We start from the raw sequence: 18,549 nt of genomic DNA on the forward strand, positions 1-18,549 counted from the left end.
GTCACTCCCAGAGCGGCAGTGCGGGCACCGACGCGAAGGCCGCCTCGATCGTGGCCCGGTCGACGTCGGCGAGCGCAGCGGGGTTCCAGTGCGGGTCGCGCGTCTTGTCGACGAGCTGCGCGCGGATCCCCTCGACGAGATCGGGCTGAGTGTGCGCGAACCACATGACCAGGCCGTACTCCTGCGCGAGGTCGGCGCGCAGGTCGCGCAGATCGCGCGCGCGCCGCACCGCCTCGAAGGTCACGGCCATGCCGGTGGGAGCGAGCTCGCCCATCAGGTCGAGAGCAGTGGATGCCGCGGGCTCGGCGCGCGCGCGCAAGCGCTCGGCGACCTCGCCCAGCGTGTCGGCCGAGAACGTCTCATCGACCCAGGCGCGGGCGGCTTCGAGCCGCGAGACCCCCGGCGCTATCGCGAGCTCGGCGACGATCGCCGAAGCGTCGCCGCCGCCGGCGAGCGCGGCGCGCAGCTCGTCGAGCCGGTCGGAGGGCACGAGGTGGTCGGCGAACCCGGCGTAGACGGCGTCTGCGGCATCCATCGTCGTCCCTGTCACGCCGAGGTACTCGCCGAGGTGCCCCGGGGCACGACCCAGCAGCCACGTGCCGCCGACGTCGGGAGTGAAGCCGATGCGTGTCTCGGGCATCGCGAGCTTCGACCGCTCGGTGACCACGCGGATCGCCGCGTGCGAGGCCAGGCCGATGCCGCCGCCCATGGTGATGCCATCGGCGAGGGTGACGATCGGCTTCGGATACTCGGCCAGGCGGGCGTTGAGCCGGTACTCCGCGAGGAAGAAGGCCGCGGTGTCGCCAGGGCGCCCGGCGACGACTTCGTCGTAGAGACTGCGCACGTCGCCGCCGGCGCACAGTCCGCGCTCGCCGGCGCCGTCCAGCACGACGACCGTGACGGCCGGATCGTGCTCCCACGCGTCGAGGGCCTCGTCGATGAGGCCGATCATCGGCAGGTCGAGCGCGTTGATGGCGCGCGGGCGATTGAGGGTCAGGCGGCCCACGGCGCCTTCGATACGGGCGAGGACGGTGGGTTCGACGATTTCGGGCGACGTTGACACGTCCGCCAGGTTACCCGGGCCATATCGGCGACATCTGCGCAGGGGGAGGACAGAAACGCCGCTTTCCGCCAAGATGGGGAGGACGATTGCCCGCGCGACGAGAGGTTCGGCATGCCCGAAGGTCAGGTGCTCGAGTTCGCAGGACTGTCCAAGCGCTTCGGACCGGTGCTCGCCGTCGACGGCTTGTCGGCCCGCGTCGAGCCAGGGTCGGTGACCGGGTTCCTCGGTCCGAACGGAGCCGGCAAGACCACCACGCTGCGCATGCTGCTGGGCCTGGTGCGTGCCAGCTCCGGAGAAGCGACGATCGGCGGCGTGCCGTACGCGAAGCTCGACAATCCCCTGCAGACGGTCGGTGCTGTGCTCGAGGCATCCAGCTTCCATCCGGGTCGCACCGCGGCCAATCACCTCAAGGTGCTCGCGCAGGCGTCAGGTCTGCCTGCCGCGCGGGTCGACCAGGCCCTCGGCACCGTGGGGCTGGCGGATGTCGCGGGTCGCAAGGTGGGCGGGTACTCGCTGGGCATGCGACAGCGCTTGGGGCTGGCCGCCGCGCTCCTGGGCGACCCCGGCGTGCTCGTGCTCGACGAGCCGGTCAACGGGCTCGACCCCGAGGGCATCACCTGGATCCGCGGACTGCTGCAGGAGCTCGCCCGCCAGGGCCGCACCGTGCTGATGTCGTCCCACTTGCTCTCCGAGGTGCAGCAGACCGTCGACCGGCTGCTGATCATCTCCAACGGACGCCTCGTCTTCCAGGGCGGCATCGAAGACCTCGTCGACCCGATCGAGTACGCGACGGTCGTCGACGCCCCCGACCGCGCGTCGCTGTCCGCGGCGCTCGAGAGCGCCGGCGTGCCGTACGAGGTGCTGCGCTCGGGGCTGACCGTGCGCAATCCCGATGTCGCCGCCGTCGGACGGGTCGCCGCCGACGCGGGCGTCGCCCTGTCGCTGCTGCAACGCCGCGGTCCCGCGCTCGAGGAGGTCTTCTTCGAGCTGGTCAACGGTTTGCGCGTGCACCCGTCGGCGCGCGGCGCTGAAGAAGAGACAGTGGATGCCGCGGCCCCCGCCATCACGGAAGATGAGCCCGCCACGCCCGATCCGGAGCCCGGGACTCCCGCGGACGTCGACGCGCCCGCAGCGGCCGAAGCGGTCGCAGAGAGCGAAGCGCCGACGGAGTCCGTGGCACCCGCAGAGGCAGAAGCGCCCACAGAGGCCGAAGCACCCGCAGAGACCGAAGCGGTCGCTGCACCGGAGTCCGGCGTCGCCCCCTCGCCCGAGCCCGCGTCCGAGTCCGCGTCCGACGCGCAGCCGGAGCCGGCGCCGCACACCGCGTCGTTCGCGGTTGCCGCAACGGGCGTCATCGACATCGTGCCGCCGACCGAGCCTGAATCGACACGGGAGACGGAACCGGAAACGGCGTCAGAACCGCAATCAGAGGCCGAGCCTGAGCCGGTCTCCGAGCCGGAACCCGCCGCCGAGCCAGACCCCACAGAACCGTCCGCCGACCGGAACGAGGTCGTCGCCGGTGAGCCCGAAGAGCTTCCGCCGGACGACTGGCGCCATGAGGAGAAGACGCAGGCCGATCGGGACGCCGATGCCTTCTTCCACGCCTTCGACGGGTCGTCGGCCGCGGCACCCGAGGCGCAGACAGACCCGGCTGAGCCGGACGCCGCCGCGTCCGACGCCGCGGGCACGGCCACCCCCGACGCCGACGAGAGCGCCGAGGACGCGGCATCCCGCCCCGATGACCACTCGCACGACGGAGGTGACGGGCGATGAGCTTTGCCGCCGCCACCCGTTCGGAGACCACGAAGCTGCTGACGACGGCGATGTGGTGGATCCTCGCCATCGTGCTCGTGGCCTACATCGGCTTCACCGCCGCCGGCCTCGGCTTCGTCTTCAGCGCCTCGGCCGCGGGCGAGCTCCCCGGCCAGAGCCAGCAGGCGGGCGTGCCCACCGGTGACCTGGCGCCGGTGCTGTACAGCATCGCCGCGTCGATCGGCTACGTCTTCCCGCTGCTGATCGGCACGCTGATGGTGACCGCCGAGTTCCGACACCATACTCTGACCCCGACGTTCCTGGCGACCCCGCGGCGCGGGCGCGTGCTGTGGGCCAAGGCATTCGTCGGGATCGGCATCGGCGTCGTGTATGCCGTGCTCGCGCTCATCGCGGCGGTCGGCCCCTCAGCCGGCTTCCTCACCGGCTTCGGGCAGTCGACGGGACTCGATCAGTCCGACACCTGGGCGATGCTCGGCCGCATCGTCATCGCGTTCGCCCTGTGGGTGCTCGTGGGCATCGGCGTGGGCACCCTGGTGCGCAACCAGGTCGCCGCCGTGGTCATCGTCCTCGCGTTCACACAGTTCGTCGAACCGATCGCGCGCGTGGCGGGCATGTTCGTCGACGGCCTCGACGCGGCGCTGCGCTTCCTGCCCGGCGCGGCCAGCGACGCGCTGGTCGGCACCAGCATCTACACCGCCACGACCGGATCGACGAGCAGCGCCGAACCACTCGACTGGTGGGTGGGCGGTGTCGTGCTGCTCGCCTACGCGATCGTGCTGATGGTGCTCGGACACGTCACCAGCTGGCGCCGCGACGTCGACTGAGCGCGGCATCAGGCACCATCGCGCATAGCCTTCCCATCGCCGGATCATACGGATATCATCGGCGGACGACCCCTCGGCAGGAGGACCCACGATGAAGTTCTTCCAACGGCTCGGCCGCTCCATCATGCTCCCGGTGGCGGTACTCCCCGTCGCCGCGATCCTCTCGGGCGTCGGGTACTGGATCAAGACCGCAGCCGGCGGCGACAACATCGTCTCGACGTTCCTGGCCGCAGCCGGCGGCGCCCTGCTCAACAACATGGCCCTGCTGTTCGCGATCGGCATCTCGATCGGCATGGCGAAGAAGACCGACGGCACCTCGGCACTGGCGGGTCTTGTGTCGTGGCTCGTCATCACGACGCTGCTCAAGCCCGACACGGTCGCCCTGTTCCAGGGCGTCGCCGTCGGCAAGGTCGACGCGGCGTTCAGCAACGTCGAGAACGTCTTCGTCGGCATCCTCTGCGGCCTCATCGGCGCCTGGTGCTACGACCACTTCAAAGACACCAAGCTGCCCGATGCGTTGTCGTTCTTCTCCGGCAAACGGTCGGTGGCCATCGTCACCGCCGGGGTCTCTCTGGTCGCCGCGATCATCCTGTTCTTCGTGTGGCCGTTCGTCTACGGCGGGCTCGTCAGCTTCGGCGAGTGGATCGTGACCCTGGGCCCGGTCGGCACGGGCATCTACGGGTTCCTGAACCGCCTGCTCATTCCCGTCGGCCTGCACCACGCGCTGAACTCGGTGTTCTGGTTCGATGTGGCCGGCATCAACGACCTCAACAACTTCCTCGCCGGTCAGGGCACCTTCGGTGAGACCGGCCAGTACATGACCGGCTTCTTCCCCGTCATGATGTTCGGGCTGCCCGGCGCCGCTTTGGCCATGTACATGACCGCCAAGACCAAGCGCAAGAAGATCGCCTACGGCATCCTGCTCTCCGGCGCGATCTCGTCGTTCTTCGTCGGTGTCACCGAGCCTCTCGAGTTCTCGTTCATGTTCCTGGCACCGGTGCTCTATCTGATCCACGCGGTGTTCATGGGCATCTCGATGGCGATCAGCCAGATACTGCCGGTGCGCATGGGCTTCGGTTTCTCCGGCGGCTTCATCGACCTCGTGCTGGGCTGGACCAACCCGATGGCGCAGAACCCGTGGCTCATCCCCGTGATGGGCGTGTTCTGGTTCTTCATCTACTTCTTCGTCTTCTACTTCTTCATCAAGAGGTTCAACCTGAAGACGCCCGGACGTGAAGACGACGAGCTCGTCGACGACGAGGTCTCGGCGACCGGCTCGAAGGACGACGCCTACCTCGTCACCGCCGCGAGCTTCATCGAGGGCCTCGGCGGCACTGCCAACATCACCGACCTCGACAACTGCGCGACCCGCTTGCGGATGGAGATCGACGACGTCTCGAAGGTCGACGACACCGCCCTCAAGCGCGCCGGAGCCGCCGGCACCATGAAGTCGGGTGGGCACTCCGTGCAGGTCGTGTATGGCTTGAACGTGCAGTTCGTGAAGGACGCGATGGAGCGGCTCATGTCGGGCGAGGTGACCGCACCCGAGCCGACCACGTCGGCTGCGGCATCCATCGCCGGCGACGGCACCGCGGCCACGACGGTCCTGACCGAAGAGAAGACGGGGGATGCCGCAGCCCCCGCCGTCGTCTCGCTGCGGCAGCCGCTGGACGGCGAGGTCGTGCCGCTGAATCGGGTGCCCGACGCGACGTTCGCCGAAGAGATCATGGGTCCCGGCGTGGCGATCATGCCCACCGGCTCCCTTGTCATCGCCCCCGCCGACGGCGAGGTCGGCGCGACGTTCGACACCGGCCACGCCATCGGACTGACCCTCGATGACGGCACCGAGCTGCTCATCCACGTCGGCATCGACACCGTCGAGATGAAGGGCGACGGCTTCAAGACGCTGGTAGCCAAGGGCGACCATGTGACCGAGGGCACGCCGATCCTGCGGTTCGACCGCAAGAAGATCATGGCCGCCGGCTTCGACCCCATCACGCCGGTCGTCGTGCTGAACAACGAAGACGCGAAGATCGAGTTCCGGTGACGGCGCCGCGCTCCTGATCAGGCGGTCGCAGGGCGCGGCTTGGCCGGGCGGGCCTTCTTCTTGGCCGGAGCCTCGGCGATGTCGACGACGTCGGCGAACTCGTCGCCGGTGTCCATGCGCAGCGCCTTGACGAGCGCGATCCCATGGCGGGTCGTGACGATGACGCGCTGAAACTCCTCGTGCCCCTCGAGATCGATCACCACGCTCGGGCGGCGCCGGCGGATGATCGCGAAGTCTTTGCCGCCCGCCGACTTCCACGTGCCCATGGCGAACGCCGACGGCACGTACACCCCGGGGTCGGGCACGCCCCGCAACCACGTCCAGGCGTCGTCGGTGAGTTGCACCTTGACGATCTGCGAGCGGTCCATGATGACGTTCTGCGTGCGCAGGCTCAGCGCGTGCTCGGTGACCGACAGCACGACCTCGAGCTGTGTCGAGTCGAGCATGAGCGTCACCATGACTTCCAGTGTGCCAGCGTCGTCGCGCACATCCGGGCTGATTTGCTCACAGTGCGACAACGATCGCCGATCGCACCCCGCCGGTGACAGACTGGAACAGTGACGTCGATCGACACCGCCACCGCAACGACGCCCGCCCGGGTGCTGGATGCCGCAGCTCGCGGCGCTCGGATCGACCTGGACGAGGCCGAGACGCTCCTGCATGCCGAGCAGGCTGATTTCGAGCGACTGCTCGAGGTCGCGGCATCCCTCCGCGACGAAGGACTCGCCGCAGCCGGCCGCCCCGGCGTCATCACGTACTCGCGCAAGGCGTTCCTGCCGCTGACGACGCTGTGCCGCGACCGCTGCCACTACTGCGTGTTCGTCGACACGCCCGGCCAGCTCGCGAAGCTTCACAAGCCCCTGTACATGTCGGCCGAGCAGGTGCTGCAGGTGGCACGGCAGGCGCAGGCGCTCGGCTGCAAAGAGGCGCTGCTGACGCTCGGCGACAGGCCCGAAGACCGGTGGCCCGCCGCCCGCACCTGGCTTGACGAGCACGGCTACACCTCGACCCTCGACTACGTCGCGGCGATGGCGCGGCTCATCACGGCCTCCACCGACATGCTTGCGCACGCGAACCCCGGTGTCATGAGCCGTGCCGAACTCGACGCCATGCGCACAGCCACCCCGTCGATGGGCATGATGCTCGAGACCACCTCGCGCCGTCTCTACGAAGAGCCCGGCCAGGTGCACTACGGCTCGCCCGACAAAGACCCCGCCGTGCGCCTGCAGGTCATCGAAGACGCCGGAGCCGCCCGCATCCCGTTCACCACCGGCATCCTCGTCGGCATCGGCGAGACCGTGCGCGACCGGGCCGAGTCGCTCGTCGCGATTCGGGCGGCGCACGAACGACACGGGCACGTGCAAGAGGTCATCGTCCAGAACTTCCGCGCGAAGCCGGGCACGGCGATGCGCGGCGCGCCCGATGCCGAACTGCGCGAGTACCTCGCGACGGTGGCCGTCGCCCGCATCGTGATGGGGCCACGGATGCGCATCCAGGTGCCGCCGAACCTCACCGACGCCGCCGAGCTCGAGCTGCTCGTGCGTGCGGGCATCGACGACTGGGGCGGCGTCTCACCGCTGACGGCCGACCATGTCAATCCCGAACGGCCGTGGCCGCAGATCGACGACCTGGCCGCGCATACGGCGGCCGCCGGCTTCCGGCTGAACGAGCGCCTGACCGCGCATCCCGAATACGTGCGGGATGCCGCAACCTGGATCGACCCCGCCCTGCATGGCGCCGTCGCGGCCCTGGCCGATCCGGAGACGGGGCTGGCTCGATCCGACGCCCCGGCAGATTCGGTGGGAAATACAGGCTCAATTCGCTCCAACCCCGCTCTCCGTGCCGGAAATGCGCATCTGAGCATGTTGACGGTACACACGGGCGCGCTGCCAGCACTGGCCGAGGCCGCAGCATCCGCCCCCCTCTCGCTCGACGACGGCGACTGGGAGCGCCTGTTGCGCGCGACAGGCCGCGACCTCGATGCGCTGACCCAGACGGCCGACGACGTGCGCCGGTACACGGTCGGCGAGGCCGTGAGCATCGTCGTGAACCGCAACCTCACGACGACCGGGTTCCGCGAGGCGCCCGCGGGCGACCCCGCCACGTTCACGCTTGACGACGTCGCCGCGATAGCGGCCGATGCGCACGAGCTGGGCGCGACCGAGCTGTGCATCCAGGGGCGGGTGCCCGATGCTGCGGACCCCGCCGTCTACCTCGACATCGTGCGTGCGGCCAAGAGCGCAGCACCCGAGCTGCACCTGCACGCCTACCGCCCGCAGGACGTGTGGGACTTCGCCGAGCGCAGCGGCCTCGAACTCGATGCCGCGCTGCGCGCGCTGCGTGATGCGGGCGTGGGCACGGTGCCCGGCACCGGGGTGAAGGTGCTCTCCGAGCGGGTGCGGGCACTCGTCGCTCCCGGCGACCTCGAGATCGACCGGTGGACGGCGGGCATCACCGCTGCGCACCGAGCGGGCTTGCGTTCGACGAGCGTCCTGTTCTACGGGCACGTCGAGACCGCCGCCGAGCGAATCGCGCATCTGCGGGCGCTGCGGGCGATCCAGGGCGAGACCGGCGGCTTCGCCGAGTTCGTGCCGATCCCGCTGCCGGCGCCGGCCGGCGGCGTTCCGCTCGTGGACGGACGCTCGCCCCTCGACGAGCACCGCGCGATGGTGGCCGTGTCGCGGCTGCTGCTGAACGGGTCGATCCGGCACATCCAGATCCCGTGGACGCGCGTGGGCCGCGAGGTGACGAAGACGTTGCTGCAGTCGGGCGGTGACGACCTCGGCGGCACGCTGCTCGACGGGCGCGTGCGGCCGCAGGCGGGCATCGAGGCGGGACTCGAGCTGCCTGTCGCCGACGCGGCGGCGATGGCATCCCACCTCTTCCGCCCGTTCCGCCAGCGCGCCACCGACTATGCGGAGGTGCGGCGTGCGTGAGCGTCTTCTCGCGCCGCGGCCCGCGGCCTGCGCGACACGGGAGGCCGGCCGTTGAGCGAGCGCAGCGAGTCGAAACGACCGCCCGGACAGAATCCTGAGCCCCGGCATCTCCCCGATCGCGTCAACGCCGTCATCGTGGGCGCGGGATTCGCCGGGCTGGCCGCGGCCATGGCCCTGCGCGCGCAGGGGATCGACGACTTCCTCGTGATCGAGCGCGGCCCGTCGGTCGGGGGCACCTGGCGCGACAACACCTACCCGGGTGTCGCGTGCGACATCCCGAGCCACCTGTACGGCTTCGCGAACCACCCGAACCCGCAGTGGTCAGGCCTGTTCGCGCGCGGCGATGAGATCCGCGCGTACCTGGAGCGGGTCGCCGGCCTCGAGCGCATCGCGCCCCTGCTGAACACGACGATGCTCGATGCACGCTGGGACGACGGCGTCTGGCGCGTGCGCTGTAGCGGTGCGCATGCGGGCGAGATCGCGGCATCCACTCTCCTGCTGGCCTGCGGGCGGCTCACCGAGCCGAAGATCCCCGACGTGCCGGGGCTCGAGTCGTTCCCGGGGCCGATCTTCCACTCCGCGCGCTGGGACCACACCACCGACCTGCGCGGCGCGCGGGTCGCGGTGATCGGCACCGGCGCGACTGCCGTGCAACTCGTGCCCGAGCTCGCGAAGGTCGCCGAGGTGACGCTGTTCCAGCGCACCCCGGCGTGGATAGTGCCGCGCGACGACCGCGCCTACTCCCCCGCCGAGCGCGCGTCGTTCACCGCCGACCCGGCCGTGCTGGCCCGGCTGCGCGACGAGCTCTATGCCGAGGGCGAGGCGCGGTTCGCGTCGCGGTCGGGTGATCGGGATGCCGCGGCCGCCGCTCGCGCGGTGGCACTGCAGCACCTCGCCGAGCAGGTCCCCGACCGCGCGCTGCGCCGCGCGCTGACGCCCGACTATGCGTTCGGCTGCAAGCGCGTGCTGCTCTCCGACGCGTTCTACCCGGCGCTCTCGTCGGGTGCGGTGACCCTCGAGGCCTCGGCGCTGGCCGCCGTCGAGGGGTCGACCCTCGTCGCTGCGAGCGGCGGGCGGCACACCGTCGACGCGGTCGTGCTCGCGACCGGGTTCGAGTCGACCGAGCAGCCCTATGCCGACCTGGTCCGCGGCGAGCACGACACCCTGGCCGCACACTGGGATCGCGGCATGACCTCGTTCGGCTCGACCGTGGTCGCCGGGTTCCCGAACCTGTTCGTGCTCGACGGACCGAACGCATCGCTCGGCCACAACTCGTCGGTGCTCATGATCGAGGCACAGGCCGCGTACGCGGCACGCACCCTCGCGCGGCATCCCGGTGTGCGGCGGGTCGATCCGGCCGCCGAAGATGCCTACACCGACGAGATCGACCGGGCCGCGGCATCCACCCCCTGGATCTCGGGGGGATGCCGCAACTGGTACGTCGACGAGAGGTCGGGCCGACTGACCCTGCTGTGGCCCGGAACCGTCGACGCGTTCCGAGCGACGCTCGACACCGACGGGGGCGAGTTCTTGCCCGTGACGATCGAAAGAGGAGCACGATGATGCTGCGATTCGGATACAAGGCCTCGAGCGAGCAGTTCGGACCCAACGAGCTGCTGAGGTTCGGCGTGCTCGCCGAAGAGATGGGGTTCGACTCGGTCTTCCTCTCCGACCACTTTCAGCCCTGGATGCACGAGGGCGGGCACGCGCCGGCGACTCTCCCCTGGCTGGGCGCGCTGGGTGCGCAGACCGAACGGGTGCTCATCGGCACCTCGGTGCTGACCCCGACCTTCCGGTACCACCCGGCCGTGATCGCCCAGGCGTTCGCGACACTGGGCGTGATGTACCCCGAGCGGGTGATCCTGGGTGTGGGCACCGGCGAGGCCCTGAACGAGGTGACGCTGGGACTGGAATGGCCCGACTCGCCCGAGCGGTTCCAGCGGCTCAAGGAGTCGATCACGCTGATCCGCGAGCTGTGGCGCGGCGAGCGCGTTACGTTTGACGGCAACTTCTGGCACGTGCAGGATGCCACGATCTACGACCGTCCCGAACACGAGGTGCCGATCTACATCGGCGCATCGGGGCCGGCGGCGACCCGGCTGGCGGGCCGCATCGCCGACGGGTACATCACCACGAGCGGCAAAGATCCGGCCCTGTACTCCGACACACTGCTCCCGGCGCTGCAGGAGGGGCTTTCGAAGGCCGGGCGTGCCGCCGATGACGTCGACACCCTCATGGAGGTCAAGGTCTCGTACCACCCCGACCACGAGACCGCGCTCGAGAAGACGCGCTTCTGGGCGCCGCTGGCGCTGAAGCCCGAAGAGAAGCGCGATGTGCACGACCCGATCGAGATGCAGCGGCGCGCGGCCGAGCTGCCGATCGAGCGTGTGGCATCCCGCTTCATCGTCTCCACCGACCCCGATGAGCACGTCGAGCAGATCGGAAAGTACATCGACCTGGGGTTCCGGCACCTGGTGTTCCACGACCCGGGCTTCGACCAGGAGGAGTTCCTGCGCATGTACGGCGCCGAGATCCTTCCGCGGCTGCGTGCGCGCTACGGAGACTGACCTGCGACGGGTGCGGGCGGTACGGCCGGCAGCGGCCTGTTCAGAACTCCGTCGATCCGTGCGCCGCGCGCGGTGTTTCGCCTGTCCGGAGGCCCGACGTGCCACGATCGGCTGAGTTCTGCGCAGACTGGGCCGTCGTCATCCCGGTCAAGCCGTCCGCGCACGGCAAGTCGCGCCTGACCGGGGTCGACGATCGCGCAGCACTGGCGCGCGCCATAGCGCTCGACACGATCGAGGCGGCCTCCCGGGCATGCGCGGTGGTCGTGGTCACTGCCGACGCCGAGGTCGCCGCCGCGGCGCGTGCCCTTGGCGCTCGGGTGGTCGACGAGACCGCGCCGACAGGGCTGAACGCGGCGATCGCGGCGGGGGTGGATGCCGCCGGCCCGGGTCATCGCGCGGCCATGCTCGGTGACCTGCCGGCGCTGCGCCCTGTGGACCTCGCCGACGCGCTGCGGCGGGCTTCGGCGCTCGATCGCGCGGTGGTGCCCGACGCCGAAGGCACCGGGTCGACCCTGATCACCGCGCGCGCCGGTGTGGCGTGGGCTGCGGCGTTCGGGGCTGACTCGCTGCGCCGGCACGTCGAGCTGGGATGCACCGTGCTGGATGCCGGGCCTTCCCTGCGTCGGGATGTCGACACCCCCGACCAGCTTGCGGCCGCGGCCCGCCTCGGACTCGGCGTGCGATCGACGGCGCTCACGAGGCACCGTTACCCTGGGGAAGAAGTCACCCCGACCGAGGAGAAGGACGGCAGACGATGAGCGACCGGATCACGATCGATTTCACCCAGGTCGCCGATGCGGCCGACCAGCTGTCGTCGGCGGCTTCCCGCATCGATGGCATCCTCACGACGCTCGACCAGAAGCTCGACGGCCTCGAGACGGAGTGGACCGGCGCGGCGTTCGAGTCCTACCGGCGGATGCGGCAGGACTGGTGCACCCACATGGCCGCTCTGCAGGCGCGGCTCGCATCGTACGCGAAGGTGCTTGAGACCAGCGGCAGTGCGATGCACAAGACGGAGTCGACACTGGCGAAGTCCTTCTGATGTTCGGCGGAAAGTACAAGAAGGCCGCCGAGACGCGGCGTGCGGGGCGTCCTCAGGCCGAGGCGGCCGGCTGGACGTGGCACGACGCCGCCCCGGTGCCCGCCCAGGAGATCTGCGAGGCCGTGCTGCGCCGGCACGACAGGCACCCGGTGTGGCCGACGGGCATGAGCGAAGTCGTCGACGGCACCGTGGACGGCCAGCCGTTCACCGGCGGCCACCTCGTCGGCTACGCGCTCGGCAAGACGCGTCAGGCGACGGCCTACGGCGATCGCGTGTCGGCCGAGGTCGTGTGGATGCCGCTGCCCGCGTCGCTGCCCGAGCTGAGGATCGTCGACACACAGCTGCGCGACGACGACGGGGTCCGACTTCCGCAGCTCCCCCTGCCGAGCGGCGTCAGTGCACGCTGGTCGGTGGAGGGGTTCGTCGCGCCGTTCGCCGCCGAGCTGCTCACGCCGGCGTTCATCGCGACGCTCGAGACAGCACCGGCTTCGTGCACGGTGGTCATCCGCGCCGGCGTGATCCTCTGTTACGGAGATCCGATCGGTGATGTCCCGAGCATCGCGACGCGCGCGAACTTCCTCGCAGCGCTCGTCGCCCGCGTTCCACACTCCTGCTGGGGCCGTGCGGACGCCCTCATCGCCGGCACGGGGGTCTCCCCCACCTATGCGCCCGACGGAAACGCGCTCGTTCTCTCCGAGCGACTCGTCGAACGCGATTGGCGGGGTTCCGGCCTGGCGAAGATCACCTGGGAACAGACGCCGCAGGCGAAGTGGTCCGTGACCTTGAGTCGGCGGGACGAAGTGGAGATCTGGACCGCGCCGTCCGATGATGCCGCGCCACAGCGGCCGGGCATCGGCGGCGTTCGCATCGACCTGCACGGGAGATCGAATCTCGGCATCCCGACCGTCGCCTCCACGCTGGGTGGGGATCAGCCGCCGTCCGCCTGAGCGCTCACCGGGTCTGACTGTCGCCGCCGCCGAGCGCGGTGAGCGGACCGGAGAGCCCCCGCCGGAATTCGGCGAGGGTCTGGGTGCCGGCGGCCCCCGCATCCGCCTCGGCGACGGCCGACACGACGTTCTGCTCCAAAGCGACAAGCGCTTCGCGCAGCGTGTCCACGATCAGCTTCGACACTGCCCGCGGCCCCAAGGTGACAGCACGCGGAGAGATCTCGAGCTGCTCGAGCAGGCCGCCCGGCCCGACCCGCACGCGCACAGAGCCGTCAGCCGATCGCGCGACCCCGCCGGACGACGCGATGGCCTGTCGCATGCCTTCGATGCGCACGATCTGTTCGGCTGCGTCACGTTCCTCAGTCATCAGTCCAGTTGTCCTTGTAGCTGCTGTTGCCTGCCTGTACGATCGCGGGGATGTCGACGGCGGCGATGTCGATGTTCATGGGCACCGTCACCACCCTGCCGAGCGATTCAGCGACCACGTCGACGCGGCCCTCGAAAATGTGCCCGAACTGGGTCAGCTGGCCCACCACCCGGTTGACGGTCCGCATCGCGTCCTGGACCTTCTCGACCCACCGCATGACTTGCGGAACCCGCTGCGCGATGCGCTGGGCGCACTGGCCCGCGATGAAGGGAATGCCGATCCCGAGGGTGGCCAGTGCTTCCGCCACCGCCTGAATGAGCATGCCCACGAGGTCCGCGATGATGCCCTTGACGATCTCGTAGACGATCTCGACGATCGTCGCCGCGACGCGGAAGCCGAGGGCGACGTTGTGGCAAGAGGTGCCGATGGTCGCTATCACCTGCTCGAGCCGCTCCGCTGTCAGCCCGTACGACCGGGCGGCGTCGCCGGCCCAATCGGGAACCAGACGGTTCGCCGCGGCGCGATGGTCGTCGGCGATCTCGTTCAGTGCCTCTGCGAGGTTGTCCCAGGTCTCGGACAATGCGCGCACCATCTCGGGGCTGCCGGTCACCGATTCGAGCGCCCGATGCAGCGGCCCGATGTGATCCATCAGAAACGAGGCACACGATCCGGCGAGGGCGGCGATCGGATTGGCGATGAGACCCACCGTGTCGAGCACACCGCCGGCGACGTCGATGATGCCGGATCCGATGTTGCCATTGCCGAAGTCTTCCGCCGCCGAGGCTATGTTGCCCGCGGCGGGCGTGGCGTCGAGCAGAGCCTTTCCGGAGACGCCCTCGTACTCCGGTGCTGCGACCAGGCCGCTCATCAGGCCTCCGCCGCGTCGGCTGCGGCGATCTGATCCGCGAGGCCGTCATCGGCCGTGCTGTAGGTTGTGGCTGCTGCCGCAACGGCCTTCCCCTCGGCCTTCACCGCCGCGCCCAGTGCGACGATGCCGGCGAGTGCTCCCGCCTGCATCGTGGCGACGACCGGTACGAGGAACGAGCAGGCGAGTCCGAACGCGGCGCCGTCCAGCGAGATCGAGGTCAGCGCGGCCTTCGACACCTCGTCGATACGCTCGCCGATGCTCTCGATCGCGTTCGCATGGGCCTCGAGCGCCGAGATCTGCACATCGAGTTCGGTCATCGGTCTTCCTCCGTCTCTTCCCCGCGCAGGCGGCGATCGATCTGCTCGATGCGGTCGTAGAGCTCGTCGAGCTTCTCACCCAGATCGGTGCGCATCGGCGGACTCGCGTGCGGCTGCAGCACCGCGTCGCGCAGCGGCTGCCCCTTCCGCTGTACGTCTTCAATGGCGCGACTCATCGCCTGCATCACCAGGGACGCCGCGTGCGGCCCGCCCTCGGTCAGGGCGGCATCGGAGAGCGCGACGTCGACGATCAGCCCGTTGTGGTCGACCGTGACGGCGGCCTCGCCGTCATCCGTCTCACCGACCCCGCGCAGGCCGGCGAGCTCGTCCGACAGCCGTTCGGCGACCGTCGAGATCTCTTGCGCGCGTTGCAATTGCGCACCGATCGCCACGAGTATGTCCGCCGCAGATTCCATGCCCGTCCCTCGTGCTCGTGTCGGATTCCCCTGACCACCCTATGAGAAGACGCCGCCGTGTGACAGGCTTACGCGTCCAACGCCGCCTGCGCGACACCCTCGCTCGCGGCGGCGTCGTTCATCCACAGCGGAGCGACGACCGGATGGATGCCGCAGCCCTGCACCGCGGGCGCGAGAGCGGCGTCCTCCTCGGCCATCACCCAGGCGTCGAGCAGGCCGCCCTCGGCGCGCGCGCCGTAGTGCGCCGCCACCGCGTCGGAGCGTGTCTCGACACCGATCGCGGTCAAGCACACGTCCGCCATGCCGCGCACGACCTTGCCACCGATGATTCCCGAGACACCGACGACGCGCTTCGCCGCCTGAACGGCCTCGCGGATGCCCGGCACCGCGAGGATCGGCCCGATCGACACGACGGGATTCGAGGGTGCCAGCAGCACGAGGTCGGCGGCGGCGATCGCCTCGAGCACCCCGGGCGCGGGAACGGCTGCCTCGATACCGGGGTTCTCGAACGCGCGCGGCGCGATGGTCGCACGGTGACGCGTCCACCACTCCTGAAAGTGCATCCGCCCGGCATCGGTGACCACGTGCGTGTCGACCTCGGTGTCGGTCATGGGCACCAGGTGCGCGCCGAGGGGCCAGCGCTGCGAAAGGCGCTCGACCACCTGGCTGACCGACAGGCCCTCGCGCAGCCAGCCGGTGCGGGCCAGGTGCGTTCCCAGGTCGAGGTCGCCCAGGGTGAACCACGGCCAGCCGGCACCCCAGGCCTGCAACTCGGCGTTCACCCGCTCCGTGTCGCCGGTTCTCCCCCAGCCGCGCACGGTGTCGTTCTGCCCGGCGAGCGCATAGAGCACCGAGTCGATGTCGGGCTGCAGGCGCACGCCCGACAGCCAGAGGTCGTCGCCGGTATTGACCACCACCGTCGCTTCCGGAGCCTGGGCGCGCGCGAGGGCGGCGCGCACCCCGAGGGTGAACTTGGCGCCGCCGACACCGCCGGCGAGCACGACGACGCGAAGGGATGTCACGTCTCCAGGCTATCGGGCCGCGGCATCCACTCTCCTGCGGCCCCGCAACGCGCAGCATCCACTCCCCGTCGCCGACACTTGCCCGCGAACAGCCGGCCCCTGCGACCACCCGTCCTTGCCCGCGACGGCTCCCGCGACCCGCCCTCGCCTCGGGCGAGGGGATCTGCCGAAGCGAGGACTGATCACGCCGAAACGCCCCTCGCCTCGGCCATTCCCCTCGCCTCGGGCGAGGGGCGACGGCGTGAAGGGAGCAGGGGTGCGTGCAGACTAGGAAGGCGATAGCTGCCGCGGCCCGCGACCTACAGGTGGAACTCGTCGGACGCGTGCGGCAACGGCAACTGTGAGACGGCATCGATGAGATCGTCGACCGTCTGCTTGCGCGCGACGATGTCGACGCTCAGGCCCACCTTGCGCGCATCTTTCGCGGTGCGCGGGCCTATGGCCGCGATCACGGTGTCGTCTGGGATGTGCTCGAACTGCTGCCGGACCTGCTCGGCGACCGATCCGCTGGTGACGAGAATGGCGTTGATGCGCCCGTTGGCGACGTCGCGCGCAATGCGCTCAGTCACCGGCACCCCGACGGTCCGGTAGGCGACCACCTGGCGCACAGCGTGGCCCGCGGCGATGAGCCGCTTGGTGAGCACGGGCTTGGCGATCTCGCTGCGCAGCGTAAGCACGCGGCGCGGCTCGGGCTCGAGCGCGATGAGCTCGTCGGCCATCCCGGCGGCGGAGTTGTCCTTCTCCGGCACGAGGTCGACGCGGTAGCCGACCGCGGTCAGTGCGGCGGCCGTGGTCTCGCCGACAGCAGCGACCTTCGTCGACGCCGGGATGACGGCCCGGTAGGCGTACAGCACGTCCACCGTGGTGGCGCTGGTGAGCGTGAGCCAATCGAAGGCGCCGTCGGCGAGGTCGGCGAGCGCCGCCTCGAGCGCGGTGACGTCTTCGGTGGGTGCGAAGTTGATGAGCGGCGCGACGACCGGCACGGCTCCGTGCGAGCGCAGCTTCGCGGCCACGCCATCGCCCCACGGACCGCCGCGGGGCACGAGAACGCGCCATCCGTTGAGCGGTTTGTCGGTGGTAGCACCGTGAAGGGTTTCGGCTGTGTTCATGTTCTGGTGTTCAGGGGGTCGGCTGAGGTTTCTACGACGTCGGCCGCCCCACGTTCGAGCAACCGACGGGCGACACCGCACCCGGTACGCATCCTGCGCGTTTCGGGTCCGCGCCGTCGGCAGCACTCGCACCATTGCCACTGCCTAAGCTCCGAGCATACCCCGCGCTGTCAAAAGCAGGGTATGAGGTGTGGATGTCGCGGTCAGCGGCCCGGGCGCGTGTACAGCGCGACGGCACCCCAGACGAGGGCGCCGACCGCCGCCGCAGCACCGATCACGGCAATCGCAGCCAGCGCGGGATTCTTGCGCGCGAACACCCGCGCTCGGGCGGTGCCGCGCTCGGTGGCGCGAGCCACCCGCTTGGGCACGTTCGCCTTCTCTTCGATGGCCGCCAGGGCCGATTTCAGCTCGGCCCGGGCCTTGAGCACCGGGTCATCGATGTCGAGGTCGACGACCGTGCGCGGCAGGCTGCTGTCAGAACTCATCGGCGACATCCTTCACGATCTTCACGTCTTGGGAGACGGCCTTGCCCGGATTCTCTCGCTGGGTCAGCTTGCGGAAGCGCAGGATGCCCAGCAGCGCGAACACCACAGCGATGACGAGCATGATCCCGAACACCACGAGCGCCGACAGCCACACCGGCCACCACGACGAGAGCCCAGCGATGAAGAACGCCCCGAGCGACGGGATCGCCCAGAACAAGAAGAAGAGGGCGACGACCATCCAGCCGGCGCCGAACCCGGCATCCTTCGCCGATCGGCGCACCCACGTCTTGGCCGCGTCGATCTCGGCGACCACGAGATTGCGGATGAGCTCCGGCAGCTCACCGATCAGGGAGAGAAAGCCGTCATCGGCGCGATCACGGAAGCGGGCCATGCGCTCAGCTCCCGTCGCGGTCGCGGAGGGCGTCCTTGACCTCGCCCGCCGTGGTCTCGGCGGCGGCCGCTATGTCTTCGGCCGAATCTCTTCCCGTTTCCACCGCGGCGTCCAGCCGCTCCCCCGCGGTGCCGCGCTCAGAGGCCGCCTTCACGACCTTGACCGTGCCGTTCCACAAGGCGGTCGGCAGCGCCATCGCCGCGGACTTGCCGAGGTCTTTGGCCTTGTCGACCTGCTTCTGCACAGGGGGAAGGTTCCAGACCTTTTCGGCCTGTTCCTTGATCTGCTCGTAGCGCTCACGGCCGGCGCGCGTACCCAGGACGTATCCCGCAGCGAGTCCGATCACCAGCCCGACTTTGCCCCTCATCCGGTCTC

The 18,549-nt window shown here is 70.0% G+C and carries 20 protein-coding genes; 9 read left to right on the plus strand and 11 right to left on the minus strand.

Features of this window, described 5'->3' with window-relative positions:
* Nucleotide 1 precedes the first annotated feature (1 nt).
* Nucleotides 2-1,063 (minus strand): enoyl-CoA hydratase/isomerase family protein, encoded by a 1,062-nt coding sequence (locus PU630_RS13945; protein ID WP_275277658.1) that lies wholly within the window; start codon nucleotides 1,061-1,063, stop codon nucleotides 2-4.
* 111 nt (nucleotides 1,064-1,174) lie between these two features.
* On the opposite strand from PU630_RS13945, the gene PU630_RS13950 reads away from it, so the two are divergent.
* From PU630_RS13950 to nagE, 3 genes are all read left to right on the plus strand, one after another.
* On the plus strand, nucleotides 1,175-2,836 hold the full coding sequence (locus PU630_RS13950; RefSeq protein ID WP_275277659.1) for an ATP-binding cassette domain-containing protein: 1,662 nt from the start codon (nucleotides 1,175-1,177) through the stop codon (nucleotides 2,834-2,836).
* Complete coding sequence (locus PU630_RS13955; protein WP_275277660.1) at nucleotides 2,833-3,660, plus strand: ABC transporter permease; 828 nt, start codon at nucleotides 2,833-2,835, stop codon at nucleotides 3,658-3,660. Before PU630_RS13950 ends, PU630_RS13955 begins: the two co-directional genes overlap by 4 nt.
* A 91-nt stretch (nucleotides 3,661-3,751) precedes the next feature.
* Nucleotides 3,752-5,707 (plus strand): N-acetylglucosamine-specific PTS transporter subunit IIBC, encoded by a 1,956-nt coding sequence (nagE, locus tag PU630_RS13960; RefSeq protein ID WP_275277661.1) that lies wholly within the window; start codon nucleotides 3,752-3,754, stop codon nucleotides 5,705-5,707.
* A gap of 17 nt (nucleotides 5,708-5,724) precedes the next feature.
* On the opposite strand, the gene PU630_RS13965 is transcribed toward nagE, so the two are convergent.
* On the minus strand, nucleotides 5,725-6,165 hold the full coding sequence (locus PU630_RS13965; RefSeq protein ID WP_275277662.1) for a hypothetical protein: 441 nt from the start codon (nucleotides 6,163-6,165) through the stop codon (nucleotides 5,725-5,727).
* A 99-nt stretch (nucleotides 6,166-6,264) separates the two neighbouring features.
* Between PU630_RS13965 and cofG the strand changes: the two genes are divergently transcribed.
* The 6 genes from cofG (at nucleotide 6,265) to PU630_RS13995 (ending at nucleotide 13,199) form a co-directional block, all read left to right on the plus strand.
* Nucleotides 6,265-8,643: a 7,8-didemethyl-8-hydroxy-5-deazariboflavin synthase CofG gene (gene cofG / locus PU630_RS13970; RefSeq protein WP_275277663.1), complete on the plus strand. Its 2,379-nt coding sequence runs from the start codon at nucleotides 6,265-6,267 to the stop codon at nucleotides 8,641-8,643.
* 51 nt (nucleotides 8,644-8,694) lie between these two features.
* Entirely contained in the window at nucleotides 8,695-10,206 is a 1,512-nt protein-coding gene (locus PU630_RS13975; RefSeq protein WP_275277664.1) for a flavin-containing monooxygenase, read from the plus strand.
* Complete coding sequence (gene fgd, locus PU630_RS13980) at nucleotides 10,206-11,210, plus strand: glucose-6-phosphate dehydrogenase (coenzyme-F420) (RefSeq protein ID WP_275280112.1); 1,005 nt, start codon at nucleotides 10,206-10,208, stop codon at nucleotides 11,208-11,210. The genes PU630_RS13975 and fgd overlap by 1 nt, the downstream gene beginning before the upstream one ends.
* A 98-nt stretch (nucleotides 11,211-11,308) precedes the next feature.
* Nucleotides 11,309-11,968 (plus strand): 2-phospho-L-lactate guanylyltransferase, encoded by a 660-nt coding sequence (cofC, locus tag PU630_RS13985; protein ID WP_275277665.1) that lies wholly within the window; start codon nucleotides 11,309-11,311, stop codon nucleotides 11,966-11,968.
* Nucleotides 11,965-12,252 carry a WXG100 family type VII secretion target gene (locus PU630_RS13990; RefSeq protein WP_275277666.1) on the plus strand — a complete coding sequence of 96 codons (288 nt, stop codon included), beginning with the start codon at nucleotides 11,965-11,967 and terminating at the stop codon, nucleotides 12,250-12,252. The genes cofC and PU630_RS13990 overlap by 4 nt, the downstream gene beginning before the upstream one ends.
* The gene (locus PU630_RS13995; RefSeq protein ID WP_275277667.1) at nucleotides 12,252-13,199 is read left to right on the plus strand and encodes a hypothetical protein; all 948 of its coding nucleotides are present in this window, start codon (nucleotides 12,252-12,254) and stop codon (nucleotides 13,197-13,199) included. Before PU630_RS13990 ends, PU630_RS13995 begins: the two co-directional genes overlap by 1 nt.
* Before the next feature lie 4 nt (nucleotides 13,200-13,203).
* Here PU630_RS13995 and PU630_RS14000 read toward each other — a convergent pair whose 3' ends face one another.
* From PU630_RS14000 to PU630_RS14040, 9 genes are all read right to left on the minus strand, one after another.
* On the minus strand, nucleotides 13,204-13,566 hold the full coding sequence (locus tag PU630_RS14000; protein WP_275277668.1) for a YbaB/EbfC family nucleoid-associated protein: 363 nt from the start codon (nucleotides 13,564-13,566) through the stop codon (nucleotides 13,204-13,206).
* Nucleotides 13,559-14,434, minus strand: a complete 876-nt coding sequence (locus PU630_RS14005; RefSeq protein WP_275277669.1) for a WXG100 family type VII secretion target — start codon at nucleotides 14,432-14,434, stop codon at nucleotides 13,559-13,561. Before PU630_RS14005 ends, PU630_RS14000 begins: the two co-directional genes overlap by 8 nt.
* Nucleotides 14,434-14,751 carry a hypothetical protein gene (locus PU630_RS14010; protein ID WP_275277670.1) on the minus strand — a complete coding sequence of 106 codons (318 nt, stop codon included), beginning with the start codon at nucleotides 14,749-14,751 and terminating at the stop codon, nucleotides 14,434-14,436. The genes PU630_RS14005 and PU630_RS14010 overlap by 1 nt, the downstream gene beginning before the upstream one ends.
* Complete coding sequence (locus tag PU630_RS14015) at nucleotides 14,748-15,167, minus strand: YbaB/EbfC family nucleoid-associated protein (RefSeq protein ID WP_275277671.1); 420 nt, start codon at nucleotides 15,165-15,167, stop codon at nucleotides 14,748-14,750. The genes PU630_RS14010 and PU630_RS14015 overlap by 4 nt, the downstream gene beginning before the upstream one ends.
* Nucleotides 15,168-15,235: 68 nt before the next feature.
* A complete protein-coding gene (gene cofD, locus PU630_RS14020; RefSeq protein ID WP_275277672.1) occupies nucleotides 15,236-16,189 on the minus strand; it encodes a 2-phospho-L-lactate transferase in 954 nt (317 codons plus the stop codon).
* Nucleotides 16,190-16,488: 299 nt separating this feature from the next.
* A complete protein-coding gene (locus PU630_RS14025) occupies nucleotides 16,489-17,298 on the minus strand; it encodes a uroporphyrinogen-III synthase (RefSeq protein WP_275277673.1) in 810 nt (269 codons plus the stop codon).
* 203 nt (nucleotides 17,299-17,501) lie between these two features.
* Entirely contained in the window at nucleotides 17,502-17,783 is a 282-nt protein-coding gene (locus tag PU630_RS14030) for a hypothetical protein (RefSeq protein ID WP_275277674.1), read from the minus strand.
* Nucleotides 17,773-18,174, minus strand: a complete 402-nt coding sequence (locus PU630_RS14035; protein WP_275277675.1) for a phage holin family protein — start codon at nucleotides 18,172-18,174, stop codon at nucleotides 17,773-17,775. Before PU630_RS14035 ends, PU630_RS14030 begins: the two co-directional genes overlap by 11 nt.
* Nucleotides 18,175-18,178: 4 nt before the next feature.
* Complete coding sequence (locus tag PU630_RS14040; protein ID WP_275277676.1) at nucleotides 18,179-18,541, minus strand: hypothetical protein; 363 nt, start codon at nucleotides 18,539-18,541, stop codon at nucleotides 18,179-18,181.
* Between the last annotated feature and the right edge of the window lie 8 nt (nucleotides 18,542-18,549).

This window comes from Microbacterium horticulturae, from assembly GCF_029094505.1.
Taxonomy (GTDB): Bacteria; Actinomycetota; Actinomycetes; order Actinomycetales; family Microbacteriaceae; genus Microbacterium; species Microbacterium horticulturae.